Origin of the sequence: Streptomyces sp. NPDC020489 (assembly GCF_044386545.1) — a bacterium.
GTDB lineage: Bacteria > Actinomycetota > Actinomycetes > Streptomycetales > Streptomycetaceae > Streptomyces.
The window spans coordinates 119,731-138,499 of the sequence record NZ_JBIRUZ010000006.1 but is presented as its reverse complement, the minus strand read 5'-3'; the positions used below and the strand labels follow the sequence as shown (position 1 = coordinate 138,499).

14 protein-coding genes and 1 tRNA gene are annotated in these 18,769 nt (G+C 72.8%); 7 read left to right on the top strand and 8 right to left on the bottom strand.

The annotated features are described in order from the left end of the window. Positions 1-44: 44 nt before the first annotated feature. Together glmU and ACH41F_RS17725 are read right to left on the bottom strand one after the other, a co-directional pair. Positions 45-1,493: a bifunctional UDP-N-acetylglucosamine diphosphorylase/glucosamine-1-phosphate N-acetyltransferase GlmU gene (gene glmU / locus ACH41F_RS17730; RefSeq protein ID WP_398836509.1), complete on the bottom strand. Its 1,449-nt coding sequence runs from the start codon at positions 1,491-1,493 to the stop codon at positions 45-47. Between the two features lie 111 nt (positions 1,494-1,604). Beyond that, positions 1,605-1,678 (bottom strand) — tRNA-Gln (locus tag ACH41F_RS17725). Positions 1,679-1,970: 292 nt separating this feature from the next. Here ACH41F_RS17725 and ACH41F_RS17720 point away from each other — a divergent pair. Next, positions 1,971-3,278 carry a sensor histidine kinase gene (locus ACH41F_RS17720; RefSeq protein ID WP_398836507.1) on the top strand — a complete coding sequence of 436 codons (1,308 nt, stop codon included), beginning with the start codon at positions 1,971-1,973 and terminating at the stop codon, positions 3,276-3,278. 173 nt (positions 3,279-3,451) lie between these two features. On the opposite strand, the gene ACH41F_RS17715 is transcribed toward ACH41F_RS17720, so the two are convergent. Both ACH41F_RS17715 and ACH41F_RS17710 read right to left on the bottom strand, forming a co-directional pair. Beyond that, a complete protein-coding gene (locus tag ACH41F_RS17715) occupies positions 3,452-3,946 on the bottom strand; it encodes an SUKH-3 domain-containing protein (protein WP_398836734.1) in 495 nt (164 codons plus the stop codon). An 88-nt stretch (positions 3,947-4,034) separates the two neighbouring features. Continuing rightward, a complete protein-coding gene (locus ACH41F_RS17710; protein ID WP_391231683.1) occupies positions 4,035-4,559 on the bottom strand; it encodes a YwqJ-related putative deaminase in 525 nt (174 codons plus the stop codon). Between the two features lie 312 nt (positions 4,560-4,871). Here ACH41F_RS17710 and ACH41F_RS17705 point away from each other — a divergent pair, with 312 nt between their 5' ends. From ACH41F_RS17705 to ACH41F_RS17695, 3 genes are all read left to right on the top strand, one after another. Then, positions 4,872-5,897, top strand: a complete 1,026-nt coding sequence (locus ACH41F_RS17705; protein ID WP_391231682.1) for an HNH endonuclease — start codon at positions 4,872-4,874, stop codon at positions 5,895-5,897. An 8-nt stretch (positions 5,898-5,905) separates the two neighbouring features. Beyond that, a complete protein-coding gene (locus tag ACH41F_RS17700) occupies positions 5,906-8,695 on the top strand; it encodes an SUKH-4 family immunity protein (protein ID WP_398836504.1) in 2,790 nt (929 codons plus the stop codon). A 229-nt stretch (positions 8,696-8,924) separates the two neighbouring features. Further along, on the top strand, positions 8,925-9,809 hold the full coding sequence (locus ACH41F_RS17695; protein WP_398836503.1) for a cellulose-binding protein: 885 nt from the start codon (positions 8,925-8,927) through the stop codon (positions 9,807-9,809). Between the two features lie 57 nt (positions 9,810-9,866). On the opposite strand, the gene ACH41F_RS17690 is transcribed toward ACH41F_RS17695, so the two are convergent. Both ACH41F_RS17690 and ACH41F_RS17685 read right to left on the bottom strand, forming a co-directional pair. After that, on the bottom strand, positions 9,867-11,477 hold the full coding sequence (locus ACH41F_RS17690) for a cation acetate symporter (protein ID WP_391231679.1): 1,611 nt from the start codon (positions 11,475-11,477) through the stop codon (positions 9,867-9,869). Continuing rightward, positions 11,474-11,878, bottom strand: a complete 405-nt coding sequence (locus ACH41F_RS17685) for a DUF485 domain-containing protein (RefSeq protein WP_398836501.1) — start codon at positions 11,876-11,878, stop codon at positions 11,474-11,476. The genes ACH41F_RS17690 and ACH41F_RS17685 overlap by 4 nt, the downstream gene beginning before the upstream one ends. A gap of 290 nt (positions 11,879-12,168) precedes the next feature. Here ACH41F_RS17685 and ACH41F_RS17680 point away from each other — a divergent pair, with 290 nt between their 5' ends. Further along, complete coding sequence (locus tag ACH41F_RS17680) at positions 12,169-12,558, top strand: hypothetical protein (protein WP_391231676.1); 390 nt, start codon at positions 12,169-12,171, stop codon at positions 12,556-12,558. A 135-nt stretch (positions 12,559-12,693) separates the two neighbouring features. Here ACH41F_RS17680 and ACH41F_RS17675 read toward each other — a convergent pair whose 3' ends face one another. Both ACH41F_RS17675 and ACH41F_RS17670 read right to left on the bottom strand, forming a co-directional pair. After that, entirely contained in the window at positions 12,694-13,212 is a 519-nt protein-coding gene (locus ACH41F_RS17675; protein WP_391231675.1) for a GNAT family N-acetyltransferase, read from the bottom strand. Then, the gene (locus tag ACH41F_RS17670; protein WP_398836499.1) at positions 13,209-14,789 is read right to left on the bottom strand and encodes an MFS transporter; all 1,581 of its coding nucleotides are present in this window, start codon (positions 14,787-14,789) and stop codon (positions 13,209-13,211) included. The genes ACH41F_RS17675 and ACH41F_RS17670 overlap by 4 nt, the downstream gene beginning before the upstream one ends. A gap of 476 nt (positions 14,790-15,265) precedes the next feature. On the opposite strand from ACH41F_RS17670, the gene ACH41F_RS17665 reads away from it, so the two are divergent. Together ACH41F_RS17665 and ACH41F_RS17660 are read left to right on the top strand one after the other, a co-directional pair. Continuing rightward, on the top strand, positions 15,266-16,054 hold the full coding sequence (locus ACH41F_RS17665) for an ATP-binding cassette domain-containing protein (protein ID WP_391231673.1): 789 nt from the start codon (positions 15,266-15,268) through the stop codon (positions 16,052-16,054). Then, positions 16,051-18,615, top strand: coding sequence for an FtsX-like permease family protein (locus tag ACH41F_RS17660; protein ID WP_391231672.1), 2,565 nt, complete (start codon positions 16,051-16,053; stop codon positions 18,613-18,615). Before ACH41F_RS17665 ends, ACH41F_RS17660 begins: the two co-directional genes overlap by 4 nt. Positions 18,616-18,769: the final 154 nt, after the last annotated feature.

Below are 18,769 nucleotides of genomic sequence, written 5' to 3'. Positions count from 1 at the left end.
GTGCACCTATCACGGTACGCCGTGTCCGACGCGCCTGTTTCCGGTCAGCCTTCGCCTTCCGACTCCCGGGAGGACGCCTCGGCCGCCTTCGCCGCCGCGCTCCCCGGGCGCTTACGGGCCACCCAACCCTCGATATTCCGCTGCTGACCACGGGCCACGGCCAGCGAACCGGGCGGCACGTCCTTGGTGATCACCGAGCCGGCGGCGGTGTACGCACCGTCCCCGATGGTGACAGGAGCCACAAACATATTGTCCGAACCCGTGCGGCAGTGCGAGCCGACGGTCGTGTGGTGCTTGTCCTGCCCGTCGTAGTTCACGAACACGCTCGCGGCACCGATGTTGGTGTACTCGCCGATCGTGGCGTCCCCGACGTAGGACAGGTGCGGGACCTTCGTCCCCTCGCCGATCGAGGCGTTCTTCGTCTCGACGTACGTCCCGATCTTGCCCTTCGCGCCCAGACGGGTCCCGGGACGCAGATAGGCGTACGGGCCCACCGTCGCGCCGGCGCCCACGTGAGCGCCGTCGGAGACGGTGTTGTCGACCCGGGCGCCCCGTTCGACCACGGTGTCCTTCAGCCGGCAGTTGGGGCCGACCTCGGCGCCCTCACCGAGGTGCGTGGCGCCCTGGAGCTGGGTCCCGGGGTGCACGAGGGCGTCCTGTTCGAACGTGACCGTCACGTCCACCCAGGTGGTCGCCGGGTCGATCACGGTCACACCGGCGAGCATCGCGCGCGTGAGGAGACGGTCGTTGAGGATCCGGCGGGCCTCACTCAGCTGCACCCGGTTGTTGATCCCGGCGATCTCGCGGTGGTCACCGGCGACGGAGGCGCCCACCCGGTGACCGGCCTCGCGCAGGATGCCGAGGACGTCCGTCAGGTACTCCTCGCCCTGGCTGTTGTCGGTGCGCACCTTGCCCAGGGCGTCGGCGAGCAGCTGCCCGTCGAACGCGAACACCCCCGAGTTGATCTCACGGATGGCCCGCTGCGACTCGGAGGCGTCCTTGTGCTCCACGATCGCGGTGACGGCGCCCGAGGCCCCGTCGCGCACGATCCGGCCGTAGCCGGTCGCGTCCGGGACCTCGGCGGTCAGCACGGTGACGGCGTTGCCGTCGGCGGAGTGCGTCTGCGTGAGCGCGCGGAGGGTGTCGCCGGTGAGCAGCGGAGTGTCACCGCAGACGACGACCACGGTCCCGTCCACGACCCCGCCGAGCTCTTCGAGGCCCATCCGCACGGCGTGCCCGGTGCCGTTCTGCTGCGCCTGCACGGCGGTGCGGACGCCGGGGTCGATGACGCCGAGATGCCCGGTGACCTGCTCGCGTGCGTGGCCGACGACGACGACGAGGTGCTCCGGGTCCAACTCACGCGCCGCGGCGAGCACATGGCCGACCAGGCTGCGGCCGCAGAGCTCGTGCAGAACCTTGGGTGTGGCCGACTTCATACGGGTGCCCTCACCCGCTGCGAGAACGACGACGGCTGCCGGGCGAATGGCGCTCACGGGATGCCCTTCGGCTGTGAGGGGGTGGGTGACATCCGCAGGATACCGGGGCGTTTCCAGGGGGACATGGGTGCGGGCCCTGACTGAGCTGTCAGGGCCCGCACTCAACTGTGGCTCCCGGGGAAGGAATCGAACCCTCATTCAATGGACCAAAACCATTTGTCCTGCCTTTAGACGACCCGGGATGGTTCGTCCGCCACGTCCGATTCCGTAGATCGACGCGGCGTGCAGCCCCTACTATGCCGTACCACCCGCCTTCGATGCGACGGTACAAGTCGGCTCCCTCGGGGACTCTCACGACCGGGCGGCGACGGGCGTCCGACGGGCGGAATCCGATCTTCCGGGGTCGAACGGTGAGCGATTCAGCAGTTCGACGAATATCGGGCTCTTTCGTATCCGGACGGTCACGCTGTGTGGTGTAGGCCAATCCCGGAAACTCACCGGAAAACGCGCGGCGCCCGCCCGTAGGCTGGAGTCATGACCACGACGGGGGAAGACCACGCCGCGGCCCGGCCGGGGCCATGGTGGTGGGCCAGGTGGCGCAGTGCGGTGTTGGACGTGGGCCTGGCGTTCGCGTCGGTCGTCGAGTGCGGCACGGAGGGATGGCGGTTCGCGGGGGACGCGGGGATCCCCCGGGCCGCGGGGATCGTGTTCGGGCTGCTCGCCGGCTCCGCGCTGCTCGTACGGCGCAAGTGGCCCATCGCCGTCGTGCTGGTGTCGATCGCCATCACCCCGGCCCAGATGGGCTACCTGATGGCGATCGTCGGTCTCTACACCCTCGCCGCCTCCGAGCTGCCCCGCCGGATCATCGGCTCCCTCGCGGCGATGTCGCTGGTGGGGCAGATGATCGTGATGTTCGTGCGGATACGGCAGGGCGCCTCACGCGGGTCGTGGGAGCTGGGCGACTGGTTCGTGCCGTTCGCCGCGACCACCATCGCCATCGGACTGACGGCACCGCCCCTGCTGCTCGGCCTGTACGTCGGGGCCCGGCGCCGGTTGATGGAGAGTCTGCGGGAGCGGGCCGACAGTCTCGAGCGGGAGCTCCAGTTGCTCGCGGAGCGGGCGGAGGAGCGGGCGCAGTGGGCGCGGAACGAGGAGCGCACCCGCATCGCCCGGGAGATGCACGACGTGGTCGCGCACCGGGTGAGCCTGATGGTCGTCCACGCGGCGGCGCTCCAGGCCGTCGCCCGGAAGGATCCTGAGAAGGCGGTCAAGAACGCCGCGCTCGTCGGGGACATGGGGCGCCAGGCGCTCACCGAGCTGCGGGAGATGCTCGGGGTGCTGCGCAGCGGGGACGGCGGGAAGCGGGCGGGGGCCGAGTCCGTGCCGCTCGCCGCGGTCGGGGTCGCCGCGGCCGTCGCCGCCTCGCGGGCCGTCGAGGAGCCGGACGGGCCGTGTCTGTCCGAACTGGAGGAGCTGATCGGGCAGTCCAGCGCGGCCGGGATGGTCGTGGACCTGACCGTCGAGGGCGATGCCCGGGAGTACGGCGCCGACATCGAGCAGACCGCGTACCGCGTGGTGCAGGAGGCCCTCACCAACGTCCACAAGCACGCGGCGGGCGCCAAGACGCATGTGCGGCTGGCGCACCGGGTCTCCGAGATCGCGATGCAGGTGGAGAACGAGCCGCCGCCGGAGGTGTCGGTGGCGTCGTCGGCGCGGCTGCCGTCCGGGGGGAACGGCCTGGTGGGGATGAAGGAGCGCGTGGTGGCGCTGGGCGGGGTGTTCGTGTCCGGGCCCACGGACTCGGGGGGCTTCCGGGTGTCGGCGGTGATCCCGGCGGCGTGAGCGCCGCGAGCCCCGCGTCCTGACCTCTGGCGCACGGTGTCGTCGTACCGGCGTCCGCCGCGTCCGGCCCTCTGGCCTCCGGTGTCGTACCCGCGTCCATCGCGTCGGGCCCTCTGGCCCCCGGTGCCGTCGTACCCGCGTCCGTCGCGCCTCGGCCCGCGGCCCGCGGTGTCTCAGCCCGCGGTGAGCCGTACCGGTTCCATGCCGGTGACCAGGGTGGCGAGGGCGTGGTCGATGTCGGGGCCGAGGTACCAGTCGCCGGTGTGGTCGAGGACGTAGACGCGGCCCTCGTCGTCGATGGCGAGGAGGGCGCCGGTGTCGGTCTCGGCGCCGAGGGGGCAGACCTCGGTGTCCAGGGCGCGGCCGAGGTCGCCGAGGGTGCGGGCCATGTGCAGGCCGTGCAGGGGGTCGAGGTGGAGGCCGACGGGGGCGATCTGGCGGCCCGGCCCGGTGGGGACGATGTGCAGGCCGCCGAACTCGGCCCAGGCCTCGACGGCGGCGGGGAAGACGCGGTGGCGATGGCCCGCGGGGGAGACGTGCTCGCGCAGGGCGTCGGCCCAGATCTCGGCCTGCTTGATGTCCCAGCGCCCGGGTTGCCAGCCGGCCGCGCGCAGGGCGGCGTCGACGGGTACGGAAAAGCGCGTGGAGCTGGTGCGGTCGGGGTGCATCTGCCCTTCGATCGTCGAGGTCATGGACGTGGTGCGAGCGCCGGTGGTCCGCGCGGGGAGCTGTCGGCCGTACGTGGGGGTCAGGGGGTCAGTCGTCCGCCGCCGGATCGACGATGTGCACGCCGAAGTGGGCGCTCAGGGCGGTGCAGGCGCGACAGGGGGCGGCGAAGCTGCCGTGCAGGGGGTCGCCGTCCTCGCGGATGCGGCGGGCGGTGAGTTTGGCGTGCTTGAGCGCTTTGCGGGCCTCGCCGTTGGTCATGGGTCTGCGGGCGGCGCGTTTGGAGCGGGCGGCGTCGGCGGCGGCGAGGTGGCGGGAGATGAGGATCGTCTCGGCGCAGCGGCCGGTGAAGCGGTCGCGCTGGGCGGAGGTGAGGGTGTCGAGGAAGTCCCGCACGAGCGGGTGCAGGGGCGGAGCCTGGTCGCCGCGGGCGGCGGTGCCGGTGAGGGTGGCGCCGCGGACGGAGAGGGCGGCGGCGACGGTCGGGAGTATGCCGTCGCGGCGGTGACGGAGAGTGGGTGCGTGCGGCGTCTCGGCGCTACTCCAGCCGATCCGCGGGTCGCCGGACCTGGCTGGTCGCGGCCCTGTGTGCGGTCCCGTCTGCGTCGTGTTCATGATCATCGTCCCCTCCCGTGCATCCCCCCGGACGACACAGAGTGCCAAATGCCGTGGCTGGTGCGGAAGCTGGGGCGGCGCGACACGCCCGAGTCCGGGCGGGCTGTCACGGCGGGGTGACGGCTGGTCACGGAAGCGGAGGGCGGCTGACCGGCGCCCGGTGACCGGTGTCGTCGTACCGCATAGGCTGTCGGCACCCGCATGAATGCGGTCAACGCGTCGGAGAAGTCGATACGGGCTGGGGCGGGTCGGAACCGGGTTACCGGAACGGGTCGTCGTGGGTCGTACAGAGTGCCGCAGGGGGCAACCGCCATGACGACAGGTCGGCTCGGGCTGGGGGCACCTCCCGGCCGCCAGGCCGGGGGACACGCCGCGCCGCCGAACGCGGCCTATGCCGGGCAGGTCGTGCATTTCCCGGATCCGGTCCGGGCGGCCCGTCATCCCCGAGGGGTGCGGGTGGACGAGCGCGGCTACCCCGACTTCTCGGCCTACGCGCGTGCGGCCGTCGAGATCGCCGATCCGCCGGAGGGTTTCGGCGTCGACGAGCTGCGGCTGACGGACTACGTGTCGGCGAACGCGGCTCTCGCGGCGTCCGGTCACGACCTGTGGGACACGGTGCCCGCGGTGGCGACGCCGCACGGCTGGACCTGGCACCACGTGGTCGGTTCGCGCCGGCTCGAACTGGTGCCGGTCGAGGTGAAGGCGTTGCTGCGGCACCACGGCGGGATCGCCACGGCGGCGGTGGACCACGGCAAGCGCGGCACGCGGCCGTTGCAGGAGACGCGGCCGGCGCACTTCGGGCTGCCGAGGTCGGGTACGGCGGTGTCGGAGGCGCAGGTGCTGGGCGTCGAGGAGGACCTCGGCTACCGGCTGCCGGGCGCGTACCGGTCCTTCCTGAAGGCGGCGGGCGGTTGCGCCCCGGTGGGGACGGCCCTGGACCCGGAGCTGGGACTGCTGGTGGACCAGCCGTTCTTCACGGTCCGCGACGAGGCCGCGGTCAACGACCTGGTGTACGTCAACAAGTGCCTGCGTGACCATCTGACCAAGGACTACCTCGGCGTCGGCTTCGTGCAGGGCGGTCTGCTGGCCGTGAAGGTGAAGGGCGAGGGGATCGGGTCGGTGTGGTTCTGCGCGTACGACGACGCGCGGGACGTGGACCCGTCCATGCCGCCGGCGGAGCGCGTGGAGCGGCTGTTGCTGCCGTGCGGTGAGGACTTCGACGTGTTCCTGTCCCGACTGGCCGGCTCTCCGCCGGAGTTGGAGACGGTGGCGAACCTGATGGTGGACGGCGGTTTCGCGCGGTCCGTGCCGGTCGCTGTGGCCGGGGCTGGGGAGTGAGCTGACCGATGGTGACGTTCGCACAGGCGCAGGAGCGCGCCGAAGAGTGGATCAACGGGGATGTGCCGTCGTACCAGCATCGCGAGGTGCGGGTACGGGAGTTCGAACTCGGGTTCGTGGTGTGGGCGGAGGACCGCCCGGACGGGCCCCGTTCGGACGGCGGCGCCCAGCGGCTCGTGATCGCGCGGGACAGCGGTGAGGCCACGCTCTGGCCCTCGCTGCCGGTGGGCGAGGTGATTCGCCGGTACGAGGAGGAGTACGGGCGCGACGCCGACGAGGCCGCCACCGCGCCGGCGCCCGCGGCCCGCATCGATCTGAACCAGACCTCGTTCCTGCTGACGCCGCCGGAGTGGTTGCAGGAGGCGGCGGACCAGTTGGGGATTCCGGACCGGCGGACCGGTACGGGTGCCGGGGCCGCTGCCGCTGACGCTGCCGACGAGGACTCGGGCGGCTCGGGTTCGGGCTCGGGCTCGAGTGCCGGGTTCGGTCGGGGTGGAGGGCTTCCTGAGACTCAGCCCGGGGTGCCGGTGGGGGCGGCTGCCGACGGGGCGCCGGGGGCGCCTTCTGTGCCGGGTGCGCCGTCCGTTCCGTCCGTGCCGGGTGGCGCCGCCGTGCCGGTCGGGGCCACGCCCTGGGCCGGGACGGACACCAACGCGGACGCGGGGGACGACCGTTCCGTGCCGTTGCCCGCGACGGTCTTCGCGCCGCCGTTGAGCGGTGCCGACGACGAGCCCGCAGCGCCCGCGACACCGCCGGACGCCAAGACGGCGCTCATCTCCGGAGGCAGCCAGTTGCCGCCGACGGCACTCGCGCCGGCGCTCCAGGACCCCAATGCGCCGGGTGCGCCCGGGACGCCGGGTGTGCCGCAGGGGAGTACGCCGCCTCCGGGTGGTGCGGTGCCGGGTGGTGCGCCCGCGCCGGATGGGTCGGCGTACGGCTTCCCGAACGCGCCGGGTACGCCGCCGCCGGGCGCCCCGCCGATGCCGGGTGCGCCGCAGGGCAGTACGCCGCCGCCGGTGTCGGGGCCTCCTTCTTATGGGTATCCGCAGGGGCCCGCCGGTGCGCCGGGGGTTCCGCAGCCTCCGGCGGGGCCCGGTGCGCCGGAGCGGCCGCTCCCTCCGAACGCCGGGGACATCGCCGACGCCGCCACGAGCAAGGCGGCTCCTCCGCCGCGCCGGGGTGGCGGTACGACCGCGCCGCCTCCGCCGGGTGCCCCCGGGGCGCCGGGCGCGCGGCCGGGTGCCACGCCGCCGCCCGCGCCGGGTGCGCCGGCCGGTGGGTATGTGCCGACGCAGCTCGTCTCCGCGTTGGGTCCCGAGGGACCCGCGGGTGCGCCCGCCGGGCCGGGGGCGCCGCAGCCTCCGGGCCCGCCGGGTGCGCCGAACCCGCCCGGCGGTACGCCTCCGGGCGGTGTGCACCACGCCGCCACGATGCTGGCCGACCCCGGGCGCATGGGCCCCGGCGCGCCGCAGCCTCCGGGCGCCCCCGGTGCGCAGACGCCGCCTCGCGCTCCGGGCGCACCCCACGCGCCGGGCGCCCCTGGAATGCCCGGTGCGCCGGGTTCCGCCGGGGGTGCGCAGGGTGCCGTGCACCACGCGGAGACCATGCTGGCGGCGCCCCCGGTGGGCGCCCCCGGCGCGCCTCCGCCGCCGCAGGCCCCCGGCGCCCCTGGCTTCCCGGGCGCCCCGGGCATGGCTCCGGGCGCCCCGCGGCCGATGCCTCCGGGTGCGATGCCGCCCGCAGGGATGCCTCCGGGTGCGATGCCGCCGCCCGGGCAGCCCGGGCCGGGGCAGCCGCCGGCCTACGGATACCCGCAGCAGGGGCAGCCGACCGTGGGTCCCGGCTACCAGGCCGTGTTGCGCTACCGCGCGCAGGACGGCTCGGAGCAGCAGCTGATCCGGCGCTCGGCGCCGGGTACGCCGCACCCGGAGTGGCAGATCTTCCACGAGCTGCGGGGGATGAACATCCCGCCGGACCAGGTGCTGGAGCTGCACACCGAGTTGGAGCCGTGCGAGCTGCCGGGCGCGTACTGCGCGCGGATGATCCGGGAGCAGTGGCCGCAGGCGCGGCTGGCCAGCATCGCGCCGTACGGCACGGACCACGCGAGCCGGCAGCAGGGGATGCAGCAACTGCTGGCGCACCAGGGCGAGTTGCACCAGGTGGCGGACGGACCGGCGCGGCCGGGTCCGGTGCGCGCACCGTTGCCGCCGGTGCAGGCGGCGCCGCCGATTCCGCCGGAGGGTGTCGCACACGAGCTGGCGGGGGCGTTCGGGCCGGGGATCTTCCGGTTCGAGCAGGCCGCGGTCTCCCGGCAGGGGGTGCCGCCGGTGGTGGCGCACTCGCTGGTGGCGGCCGGGCTACCGATGGACATGGGCCCCTTCTTCTGGGCGCAGGCCCAGCCGGGGCGGCCGGTGCCGACGCTGGCCGAGCTGGCGCAGGAGCGCGGGGTGCAGCCGGCCGCGGACGCGGGCTCGTACCTGGTGATGGGCAGTGACTTCGGCCGGGCGATCTGTGTCCAGTACGGGACGGCGAACATCGTCGCCGTGCCGGTGGAGGCCGGGCCCGGCGGGGCGCCGGTGCCGCCGCAGTTCGTGAACACGGGGCTGCCGGAGTTCCAGCGGTGCCTGGCGCTGCTGGGGCGGATGTGGCGACTGAGGTTCGGGCTGAACCAGGAGCAGGCGGGGCGGTGGACCGTCGACTTCCAGGCCCAGCTGGCCTCGCTCGACCCGGCGGCGCTCGGCTCGCCGGAGAGCTGGTGGTCGGTGCTGCTGGAGCAGATGTGGGACGGCCTGCTCTGAAGCGCCGCCGCCCGCACCGCCCCTGACGCCGACTCGAAGAAGCCGGGCCCGGTCCTCGCGACCGGGCCCGGCTTCTTCGCCGTTCCGGGCACCCCCGCCCTCCGCGCGCCCGCGGAGGGACGGCCGTGACCTTCGCGCGGAGTGTCGCGTTATGCACATTTCTGCCCGATACATCAAGATGTGCGCGAAATCATCATTTCGCCACATCTTGATGGAGAGGGGTCCCAGGATGAGCGGCACACCTGCCTCGTCCCACGGCTTCACGGCCGTACGGCGCGGCTACCGTCCCGAACAGGTCGACGCGTTCGCCGCGGCGCTCTCCCAGGACCGTGACGCCTCCTGGGAGCGCGCCGCCCGGCTCACCGTGCTCGCCAGGGAGATGGAGACGGAGCTCGACGGGTGGCGCGAGCGGGTCGCCCGGCTCGCCCCGCAGACGTACGAGGCGCTCGGGGAGCGGGCGCACCGGATCTTCCGGCTCGGGCAGGAGGAGGCGGCCGCCGTACGGGACGGCGCACGGCGAGAGGCGCAGCGTCTGGTGGAGACGGCGCGGGAGCGCGCGAACGGCGTGCTCGACGCGGCACGGGCGCACGCCGACGCCGTACGCGCCGATGCGGAGGAGCGGGCCCGCCAGCGCCTGCTCGCCGCCCGCGCCGAAGCCGACGACATCCGGGTCAGTGCCCGGCGCGAGGTGAAAGAGGCCCGCACGGAGGCGCTCGCCGCGTTGCGGGACGTACGGCAGCGCACCGCCGCGATGCTCGCCGAGCAGCAGCGGGTGCTCGCCGAGCGCTGGGCCGAGGCGGAGCGCGGGGAGGCCGAGTGCGTGGCGGCGCTCGACGTCCGGCACGCGGAACAGGTGGCGCGAGCGGAGGCCGCGCTGTCCGAGGCCAAGCAGGCCTTCGCCGACGCGGAGGCGCACGCCCGGCAGTGCCAGGAGGACGCACGCGCGCGTGCCGCCGAGATCCTCACCGAGGCACGGGCGCGCGAGGACGGGATCGCCGACGAGACCGAGCGCGTCCTGCGTGAGCACGGGGAGCGCTGGGACGACGTACGGGCCCACATGGACCTCGTCCGCACCAGCCTGACGACGCTGACAGGGCGCGCACCGGCGGAATAGGCGCGCGCTCACCCACCGGCACCCGCTCCCGTCACGCCCGGCGCGCACTCCCGTCTCTCACTCCCCGCGGCGCACCGCCCCCGCCAGGATCCACGCCTCCACCGCCTCGTACTCCCGTCGCTGTTCCGCCGCCTTGTGGCGGCCCGAGAGGACCGTGCCGAGCCAGCCGAGGGCGAAGCCGGCCGGGATGGAGACGAGGCCGGTCGTGGTGAAGGGGAACCAGGTGAAGTCGGCGTCGGGGAAGGCGGCGGCGGGGGAGCCGGAGACGAGGTTGGTGCCCGGCATCAGCAGGAGCACCGTGAGGGAGCCGCCGATGAGGGTGCACAGGAGCCCGGCCCGGGTGTAGCGGCGCCAGAAGAGGCTGTAGACCAGGGCGGGGGCGATGGCCGAGGCGCCGAGGCAGAACGAGAGGGTCACCAGGGGTTGCAGGCTGTGGTGCTGGACCAGCGTGGCCAGGAGGATCGTGGGGACGCCGACCGCCAGGGCCGAGAGGCGGGCGAGGGTCATCTCGCGGCGGGGGGACAGGGCGCGCCGGTGGCCGGCGAACACGTCGTGGGCGAGGGAGTTGGCGCAGGCGAGGATCATGCCGGCGACGGAGGCGAGCAGGGTCAGGAAGATCGCGGTGGTGACCGTGGTGAACAGGAGGGTCTCCGCCGTCGAGACGTCGGCGCCGAAGACGGCCCGGGAGCCCAGCAGATACGCGGTGTTGCCCTGCGGGTCCGCCTCCGCGATGACCGCGCGCCCGACCAGGGCGGTCGCGCCGAACCCGACGACCGTGATGACGAGCACGAACAGCACCACCGCCGACACCGCCCAGGACATCGAGCGGCGCACCTGGCGGGCGCTGGAGGCGGTGTACATGCGCATGGTGACGTGCGGCAGGCAGGCGCCGCCGAGGACCACGGTCAGCTGCGAAGTGATCATGTCCAGGCGGGGGTTGGGGCCGCCCGCGAACTGCAGTCCCGACTCCAGGAAGGCGGGTCCCACCCCGCTCTGCGCGGCGGCGGCGTCGAAGAGCGCGCCGGGGTCCCAGTCGAAGCGGCGCAGCACCAGGACGGCGACCACGGCACCCGAACCGAGCAGCATCACGATCTTCAGGATCTGGATGAGCGCGGTGCCCTTCATGCCGCCGATCGCCGCGTAACTGATCATCAGCAGGCCGAGTCCGACGATGCAGCCCGTCTGCAGGCCCTCGCCGGAGAAGCCGAGGATGAAGGCGAGCAGTTGCCCCGTCCCGGCGAGCTGCACCAGCATCAGCGGCACCAGCGCGGCGAGGGTGACGGCGCCGGCCGCGACGCGTACGGAACGTCCGGGCATGCGCCGGGTCAGCGCGTCGCCCATGGTGAACCGGCCCGCGTTGCGCAGGGGTTCGGCCAGCAGGAACATCAGCAGCATCAGGGACAGGGCGGTGCTCAGGGCGAGCACGATCCCGTCGTGACCGCACAGCGCGATCACCCCGCCCGTGCCGAGCACGGTCGCGGCGGAGATGTAGTCCCCGGCGATGGCGAGGCCGTTGCGCAGGGGGGACAGGGAGCCGTAGCCGGTGTAGAACTCGTCGAGGTCGTCCCGGTCGGGTCCGGTCATCACGCACAGCAGGAGCGTGATCGTGGCGACGGCGGAGAACGCCACCAGGGACATCGCCTGGGCGGAGTCGCTGAAGCCCGTCATCGGGTCGCCCCCCGCCTGACGTCGAGGGCGGCCTGCCGGCGGATGCGGTCCGCGATCGGGTCGACGTAGGTTCGCGCGGTGCGCTCGTAGAGGGCGACCGCCAGCCAGGTGACGGGGAGTTGGACCAGGGCGAGCAGCAGTCCGGTGGGCGGGGCGTCGCCGACGCGGCTGGTCATCAGGGACGGGGCGAAGGCGGACAGGATCAGGAAGAGGGTGAAGTAGCCGAGCGCGGTGAGGGTCGCGACCCGGCGTTGCCGGCGGTAGGCGCCGCGCAGGATCCGCAGATCGCTGTGGTGCCCGAGCGCCTCCCGGTCGGGGCGGCGTACCGAGGGGTGGTCCGGGGCGCGGTCGAGGTGCGGCTGCCAGGGGTGGTCGGGCGGCGGGGACGGGTCGTACGACATCCCGGTGGCTCCTTGCGTGGCTCGGGTCCGGTGCGGACCGCAGGGAGGGGGAGGGGGGGGTGGTTGAGCGGAGCCACGCACGTTACTTGCTGGTAGGCGGATAGGGAACGGCTTCGGCAAACTGATTGGTCGGTATGCGCTTACTTCTCTGACCTGGGGTGTTACCGGGATTAACTCAGATTTTTGAGCGCGCGGCGCCGAGGTCGACGGGGCGCCGTGCGCGGGGAAACGGCGCACCGCACTGACGTTCGGGCGGTTACGATGCGATCTCCACCGGGGGGATGATGCCGATGACCGACGTACGTGAACGCGCGATGCCGAGACAACTGCGGGCCGCCCAGCTCCTGTTGCTCGCGCTCTCCCTCGTCGGCATCGTCTCGATGCTCGCCCTCTCGGACACCCTGACCGCCTACGGACAGGGCGAGATGCTGGCGCCCTGGCTGCTGGTGTGGGTCAGCGCGATGCTCTCGCTCACCTACGACGGGAGCGCGCGCGGCGGGGTGCGGTCGACGACCGCCGTACTGATGACGTTCATGGTGCTGCCGACCCTCACGCGCCTGGGCGAGGCGGAGTCGGCCGGTCTGTTCCTGGACGCGGCGGTGCGGATCGCGCTCGGGGTGCCCGTCGTCGTGCTGTTGTTCCTGCCGGAGTCGACGGCCTGGTTCGACCGGGAGCGGTGACGCGCCCGGTGGGGGCCGCCGAGCGGTGACGCGCTGGTCGTGCCCGCTTCTGGTCGGGGCCTCGCCGTGGCGTCGCCGAGCGGTGACACACCCGGTCGCGCCCCCCCTGGCCGCGGGTGCGCCGAGGCGTGGCCCTCAGTCGACGAGCCCCACGCGCGCGTAGCGCACGCCGGGCCGTTCCATCAGCGTGATCCGCTCCACGTACACGAACCCGTTGCGCTCCAGCACCGTCCGGGACGCCGTGTTGTCCTCGGTCGTCCGCGCCGTCAGGGACGTCAGCGCGTACGCCGTCCCCGCCACCCGGCACAGCTCGGCCACCGCGGCCGTGGCGACCCCGCGCCGCGCCACCCGCTCCCCGACCCGGTACCCCAGCTCCGCCGAACCGCCGGTCGCGTCCATGAGGTTGACCCGGGCGAGAAGCGTGCCCTCCTCGTCCAGGACGACGTGGAAGTGGCTGATGCCCGCCTCCTGTTCGGCCAGCAGCGCGCGGTGACGCTCGGCGAACCCCGCCGGCGTGAAGTACGCGTCGCCCCGGTCCGGCACCATCCGCGCGAAGTACGCGCGGTTCTCCCGCTCGAAGGCCAGCAGCGCGGCCGCGTGGTCCTCCCGCAGCCGCTCCAGCCTCAGCCCTGTCCAGCCCGTCCCGTACCTCATTCCGTGATCACCGGGAACCTCCGCGGCGCCAGGACCAGCAGGACCAGGAAGGCCAGCGCCGCCGCCCCCGCCGCCCCCAGGTACACCGCGTGCACCGCGTCCGCCACCGCCCGCCGCAGCGGCTCCGAGCCGGTCCCCGAGTCCAGCGCCCGGGTCACGGAGTCCAGGTCGCTCGCGCTGCCCAGCCGGGCCGCGAGGACCCCGTTGGCGACCGCGCCGAAGAGGGCGGCGCCGACCGTCTGGCCGGTCTGGCGGCAGAAGAGGACCGAGGCGGTGGTCGTGCCCCGCTCCGACCACACCACCGTCGACTGCACGCCGATGATCAGCGGGAGTTGGAACAGACCGAGCGCGCCGCCCAGCAGCAGCATCAGCAGGGTCGGCTGCCAGGCCTCACCGGGGTAGGGCAGGAAGGGGAAGGCGAGCAGGAGCAGCGAGGCCGTCCCCATGCCCAGCATCGCGGTGTTGCGGAAGCCGATGCGCCGGTACACGTGCTGGCTCAGGGCCGCCGACACCGGCCAGCTCAACGTCCAGACGGTCAGCACGAATCCGGCGGCCACCGGCGCGAGACCGAGCACGGACTGGGCGTACGTCGGCAGGAACACGGTCGGAGCCACCATCAGCAGACCCAGCGCGCCCAGGGCGAGGTTGACCGCGGCGATCGTACGGCGGCGCCACACCCAGCCCGGGATGATCGGCTCGGCGGCCCGGCGTTCGACGAGGACCACCACCGCAGCGAGCGCGAGTCCCGCGGCGAACAGGGACAGGGACGGCGTCGACAACCACGGCCAGGCCACCCCGCCCTGCACCAGCGCCGTCAACAGCACGCCTCCGCAGGCGAACACGGCCAGCGCGCCCGCCCAGTCGACGCGGGGACGCGCGCGCGGCTCCCGCTTCGGCTCGTGCAGGAAGCGGACGATCAGCCACAACGCCACCGCCCCGACCGGGAGGTTGACCAGGAAGATCCAGCGCCAGTCGGCGTACGCCACCAGCACCCCGCCCACCCCGGGGCCGGCCACCGCGGACACCGCCCACACCGTGGAGAGCTTGGACTGGATCTTCGGGCGTTCCTTCAGCGGGTAGAGGTCCGCCGCCAGCGTCTGGACAGTGCCCTGGAGGGCGCCGCCGCCCAGGCCCTGCACGATCCGGAACGCGATCAGCGAGCCCATGTCCCAGGCGAGCGCGCACAGGAGTGAGCCGAGCAGGAACAGGGCCGCGCCCGCGATCAGCACCGGTTTGCGGCCGAAGGTGTCGGAGAGCTTGCCGTAGACCGGCAGGGTCACCGTCACGGCCAGCAGGTAGCCGGAGAACAGCCACGAGAAGACGGAGAAGCCACCGAGGTCGCCGACGATCTGGGGGACGGCCGTGGAGACGATCGTGGAGTCGAGGGCCGCGAGAGCCATGGCGAGCATCAGCGCGGCGACGACCGCGCCCCGGCGGGCGCGGGAGGCCGGCGGGAGCGCCCCGACCCCGGGGTCCGCCCCGGACCCGGACCCCGCCCCGGACGCGGACCCGGTTCCGGCCGGGCTCGCTCTGTCCCCCTGGCCCACGTCCCCCTGCCCGGCATCCCCCTGGTCCACGAGAGTTCCCTTCCCCTTGCACCTATCCGCCGCGGAACACCCTCTCACTTGCCCCTCACGTCGCGGCAGGGTGCAGCCTGAGGGGACCGACGGGTGGGCCGGAAGGGGCGCGGACCCCGAGACCGCCTCCACCTCCGGGTGGATCGCCCCTAGGGGTACCTCCGTACTACGGCTGGGGGAGGGTTCGTACCGCCGGAGGACGAGAGGGCACCGGTGCCGTCCATAACCTGGCTCTACGCCGCTGAGGGCGGGTCCGGGACGGGGGTCCGGGCCGGTCCGGGGTGGTGGACTCCAGCCGCGGGGGTGGGGTTTTCCCCAGCAGAAGACTGCGCTGAGCACCAGCGCGCCGAACCCCCCGCCGGGACCAGACTCATCCACGTGGCACCAGGCGCGACGCACCGGCCGACCGGCGCGGGTGACGCATCGACCGACCGCACGCACGCGACGCAATGACTGACCGACATAGGAGACATACCGTGACATCGGCTGTGACCATCACCAGGCACGGGGGCACTGGAGGGACTACGGCCGTTGCCGCGCGGGCGCGGCAGGTCGTCAAGGCGTACGGGTCCGGCGAGACCCGTGTCGTCGCCCTCGACCACGTCGACGTGGACATCGCTCGCGGACAGTTCACCGCGATCATGGGCCCCTCCGGCTCAGGCAAGTCCACGCTCATGCACTGCCTCGCCGGGCTCGACACCGTCTCCTCCGGGCAGATCTACCTGGACGAGACCGAGATCACCGGGCTGAAGGACAAGAAGCTCACCCAACTGCGCCGCGACCGGATCGGGTTCATCTTCCAGGCGTTCAACCTGCTGCCGACGCTGAACGCCCTGGAGAACATCACGCTGCCCATGGACATCGCCGGGCGCAAGCCCGACAAGCAGTGGCTCTCGCGCGTGGTGGACACCGTCGGACTCTCCGACCGGCTCAAGCACCGGCCCACCCAGCTCTCCGGCGGTCAGCAGCAGCGCGTCGCCGTGGCCCGGGCGCTGGCCGCGCGGCCCGAGATCATCTTCGGTGACGAGCCGACCGGCAACCTCGACTCCCGGGCCGGCGCCGAGGTGCTGGGCTTCCTGCGCACGTCGGTCGACGAACTCGGGCAGACCATCGTGATGGTCACGCACGACCCCGTCGCCGCCTCCTACGCCGACCGCGTGCTGTACCTCGCCGACGGCCGGATCGTCGACGAGATGCTCAAGCCGACCGCGGACGCCGTCCTGGACCGCATGAAGGACTTCGACGCCCGGGGGCGCACCTCATGACCGTCCTGAAGACCTCGATGCGCAACTTCTTCGCGCACAAGGGCCGCATGGCCCTCTCGGCCGTGGCGGTGCTGCTGTCGGTGGCGTTCGTGTGCGGCACGCTCGTCTTCACCGACACGATGAACACGACGTTCGACAAGCTCTTCGCGACCACCGCGTCCGACGTCACGGTCTCCGCCAAGGAGGCCAAGAGCGACGACACCCCGCAGAACGGCAAGCCGCTGTCGCTGCCGGCCTCCACGGTCGAGCAGGTCGCCAAGGCCCAGGGCGTCAAGTCGGTGGAGGGCGCGGTCAGTTCCTCGAACGTGACCGTCGTCGACAGCGACAACGACAACATGGGCTCGTCGACCGGCGCGCCCACGTTCGCGGGCAACTGGACCAAGAGCGACCTGCGTTCCATGGAGATCACCTCCGGACACGCGCCCCGCGGGCCGACCGAGCTGATGGTCGACGCGGACACCGCCGACAAGCACGACCTGAAGCTCGGCGACGAACTGCGCACCATCTCCGTCGTCGGTGACTTCAAGGCGAAGATCGTCGGCATCGCCTCCTGGAAGGTGACCAACCCCGGTGCCGCGGTCGTCTACTTCGACACCGCCACCGCCCAGCGCGAACTCCTCGGCTCCGAGGGCAGGTTCACCCAGGTCTACGCCACCGCCGCGCCCGGCGTCAGCGACGAGCGGCTCAAGCAGAACGTCGCGCAGGCCCTGGACGGCTCGTACAAGATCCAGACGGCCAAGGAGAACGCCGACGAGAACCGTGCGGACGTCGGCGAGTTCATGAACGTCATCAAGTACGCCATGCTCGGCTTCGCCGGGATCGCGTTCCTGGTCGGCATCTTCCTGATCATCAACACCTTCTCGATGCTGGTCGCCCAGCGGACCCGCGAGATCGGCCTGATGCGGGCCATCGGTTCCTCCCGCAAGCAGGTCAACCGCTCGGTGCTGGTGGAGTCCCTGCTCCTCGGCTTCGTCGGCTCGATCCTCGGCGTCGGCGCCGGAGTCGGCATCGCCGTCGGGCTGATGAAGCTCATGGGCATGGCCGGCATGAACCTCTCCACCGAGGACCTCACCGTCAAGGCGACCACCCCGGTGGTCGGCATGATCCTCGGCGTCGTCGTCACCGTCCTCGCCGCCTACCTGCCCGCCCGCCGGGCCGGCAAGGTCTCCCCGATGGCCGCGCTGCGCGACGCCGGTACGCCGGCCGACGGCAAGGCCGGCTGGGTGCGCGGCCTGATCGGGCTGGTGCTGACGGGTGCGGGCGGCTTCGCCCTCTTCGCCGCGGCCAACGCCGACAAGGCGAAGGACGGCTCGCTGATGCTGGCCGCCGGAGTGGTGCTGTCCCTGATCGGTTTCGTCGTCATCGGCCCGCTGCTGGCCGGCGGGGTGGTCCGGGTGATCAGCGCGGTGCTGCTGCGGGCCTTCGGCCCGGTCGGCCGCATGGCCGAGCGCAACGCCCTGCGCAACCCGCGCCGCACCGGCGCCACCGCCGCCGCCCTGATGATCGGGCTCGCCCTGGTGGCCTGTCTGTCGGTGGTCGGCTCCTCGATGGTCTCCTCGGCCACCAGCGAGCTCGACAAGTCGGTCGGCGCGGACTTCATCGTCCAGGGCGGCCAGCGGATCGTCCCGCAGGCCGAGAAGGCGATGGAGCAGAGTCCGGGCCTGGCCCACGTGACCTCGTACAAGGAGCTGGCGGCGACCCTGACCTCGCCCGACGGCAAGAAGGACACCGACGGCGTCACCGCGGCCGACCCGACCTACGCCCAGGACCTGCGCCGGGCGACGACGGCGGGCACCCTGTCCGCCGCCTACGGCAAGGACTCCATGTCGGTCGGCTCCGACTACGCCAAGGCCCACGGCGTCCACGTCGGCGACACCATCAGCGTCGCCTTCAAGGGCGGCGAGACCGCGAAGCTCAAGGTCGCCGCCATCACCGACGACAGCTCCGCGCTGGACCAGGGGGTGCGCTACGTCAGCATCGACACGATGAAGAAGTACGTCCCCGCCGAGCAGATCCCGCCGAACACGATCATGTTCGCCAAGGCGAAGCCGGGCCAGGAGAAGCAGGCCTACGCGGCGCTGAAGAAGGCCCTCGACCACTACCCGCAGTACCAGGTCCGCGACCAGACCGACTACAAGGACGAGCTGAAGGACCAGGTCGGCCAGCTCCTCAACATGGTCTACGGCCTGCTCGGTCTCGCGATCATCGTGGCCGTCCTGGGCGTCGTGAACACCCTGGCCCTGTCGGTGGTCGAGCGGACCCGCGAGATCGGTCTGATGCGGGCGATCGGTCTCTCCCGCCGCCAGCTGCGCCGCATGATCCGCATGGAGTCGGTCGTCATCGCCGTCTTCGGAGCCCTGCTGGGCCTGGGGCTCGGGATGGGCTGGGGCGCCACGGCCCAGAAGCTCCTCGCGCTGGAGGGCCTGAAGGTCCTCGACATCCCCTGGCCGACGATCATCGGGGTGTTCATCGGCTCGGCCTTCGTGGGCCTGTTCGCCGCGCTGATCCCGGCGTTCCGCGCGGGCCGCATGAACATCCTGAACGCGATCGCCACCGAGTAGCGGCCCCGTCGAACGGGGGTCCAGGGCCCGGCGCCGAGAAGTCACGGGGGCTTCTCGGCGCCGGGCCCTGTCGTGCGCTCCCCCCGCCCGGGCCCGTCCTCGCTCCGCAAGGTGATACGAGCCCCGGCGACGTACCCTGGGAACCCCCGCCCCG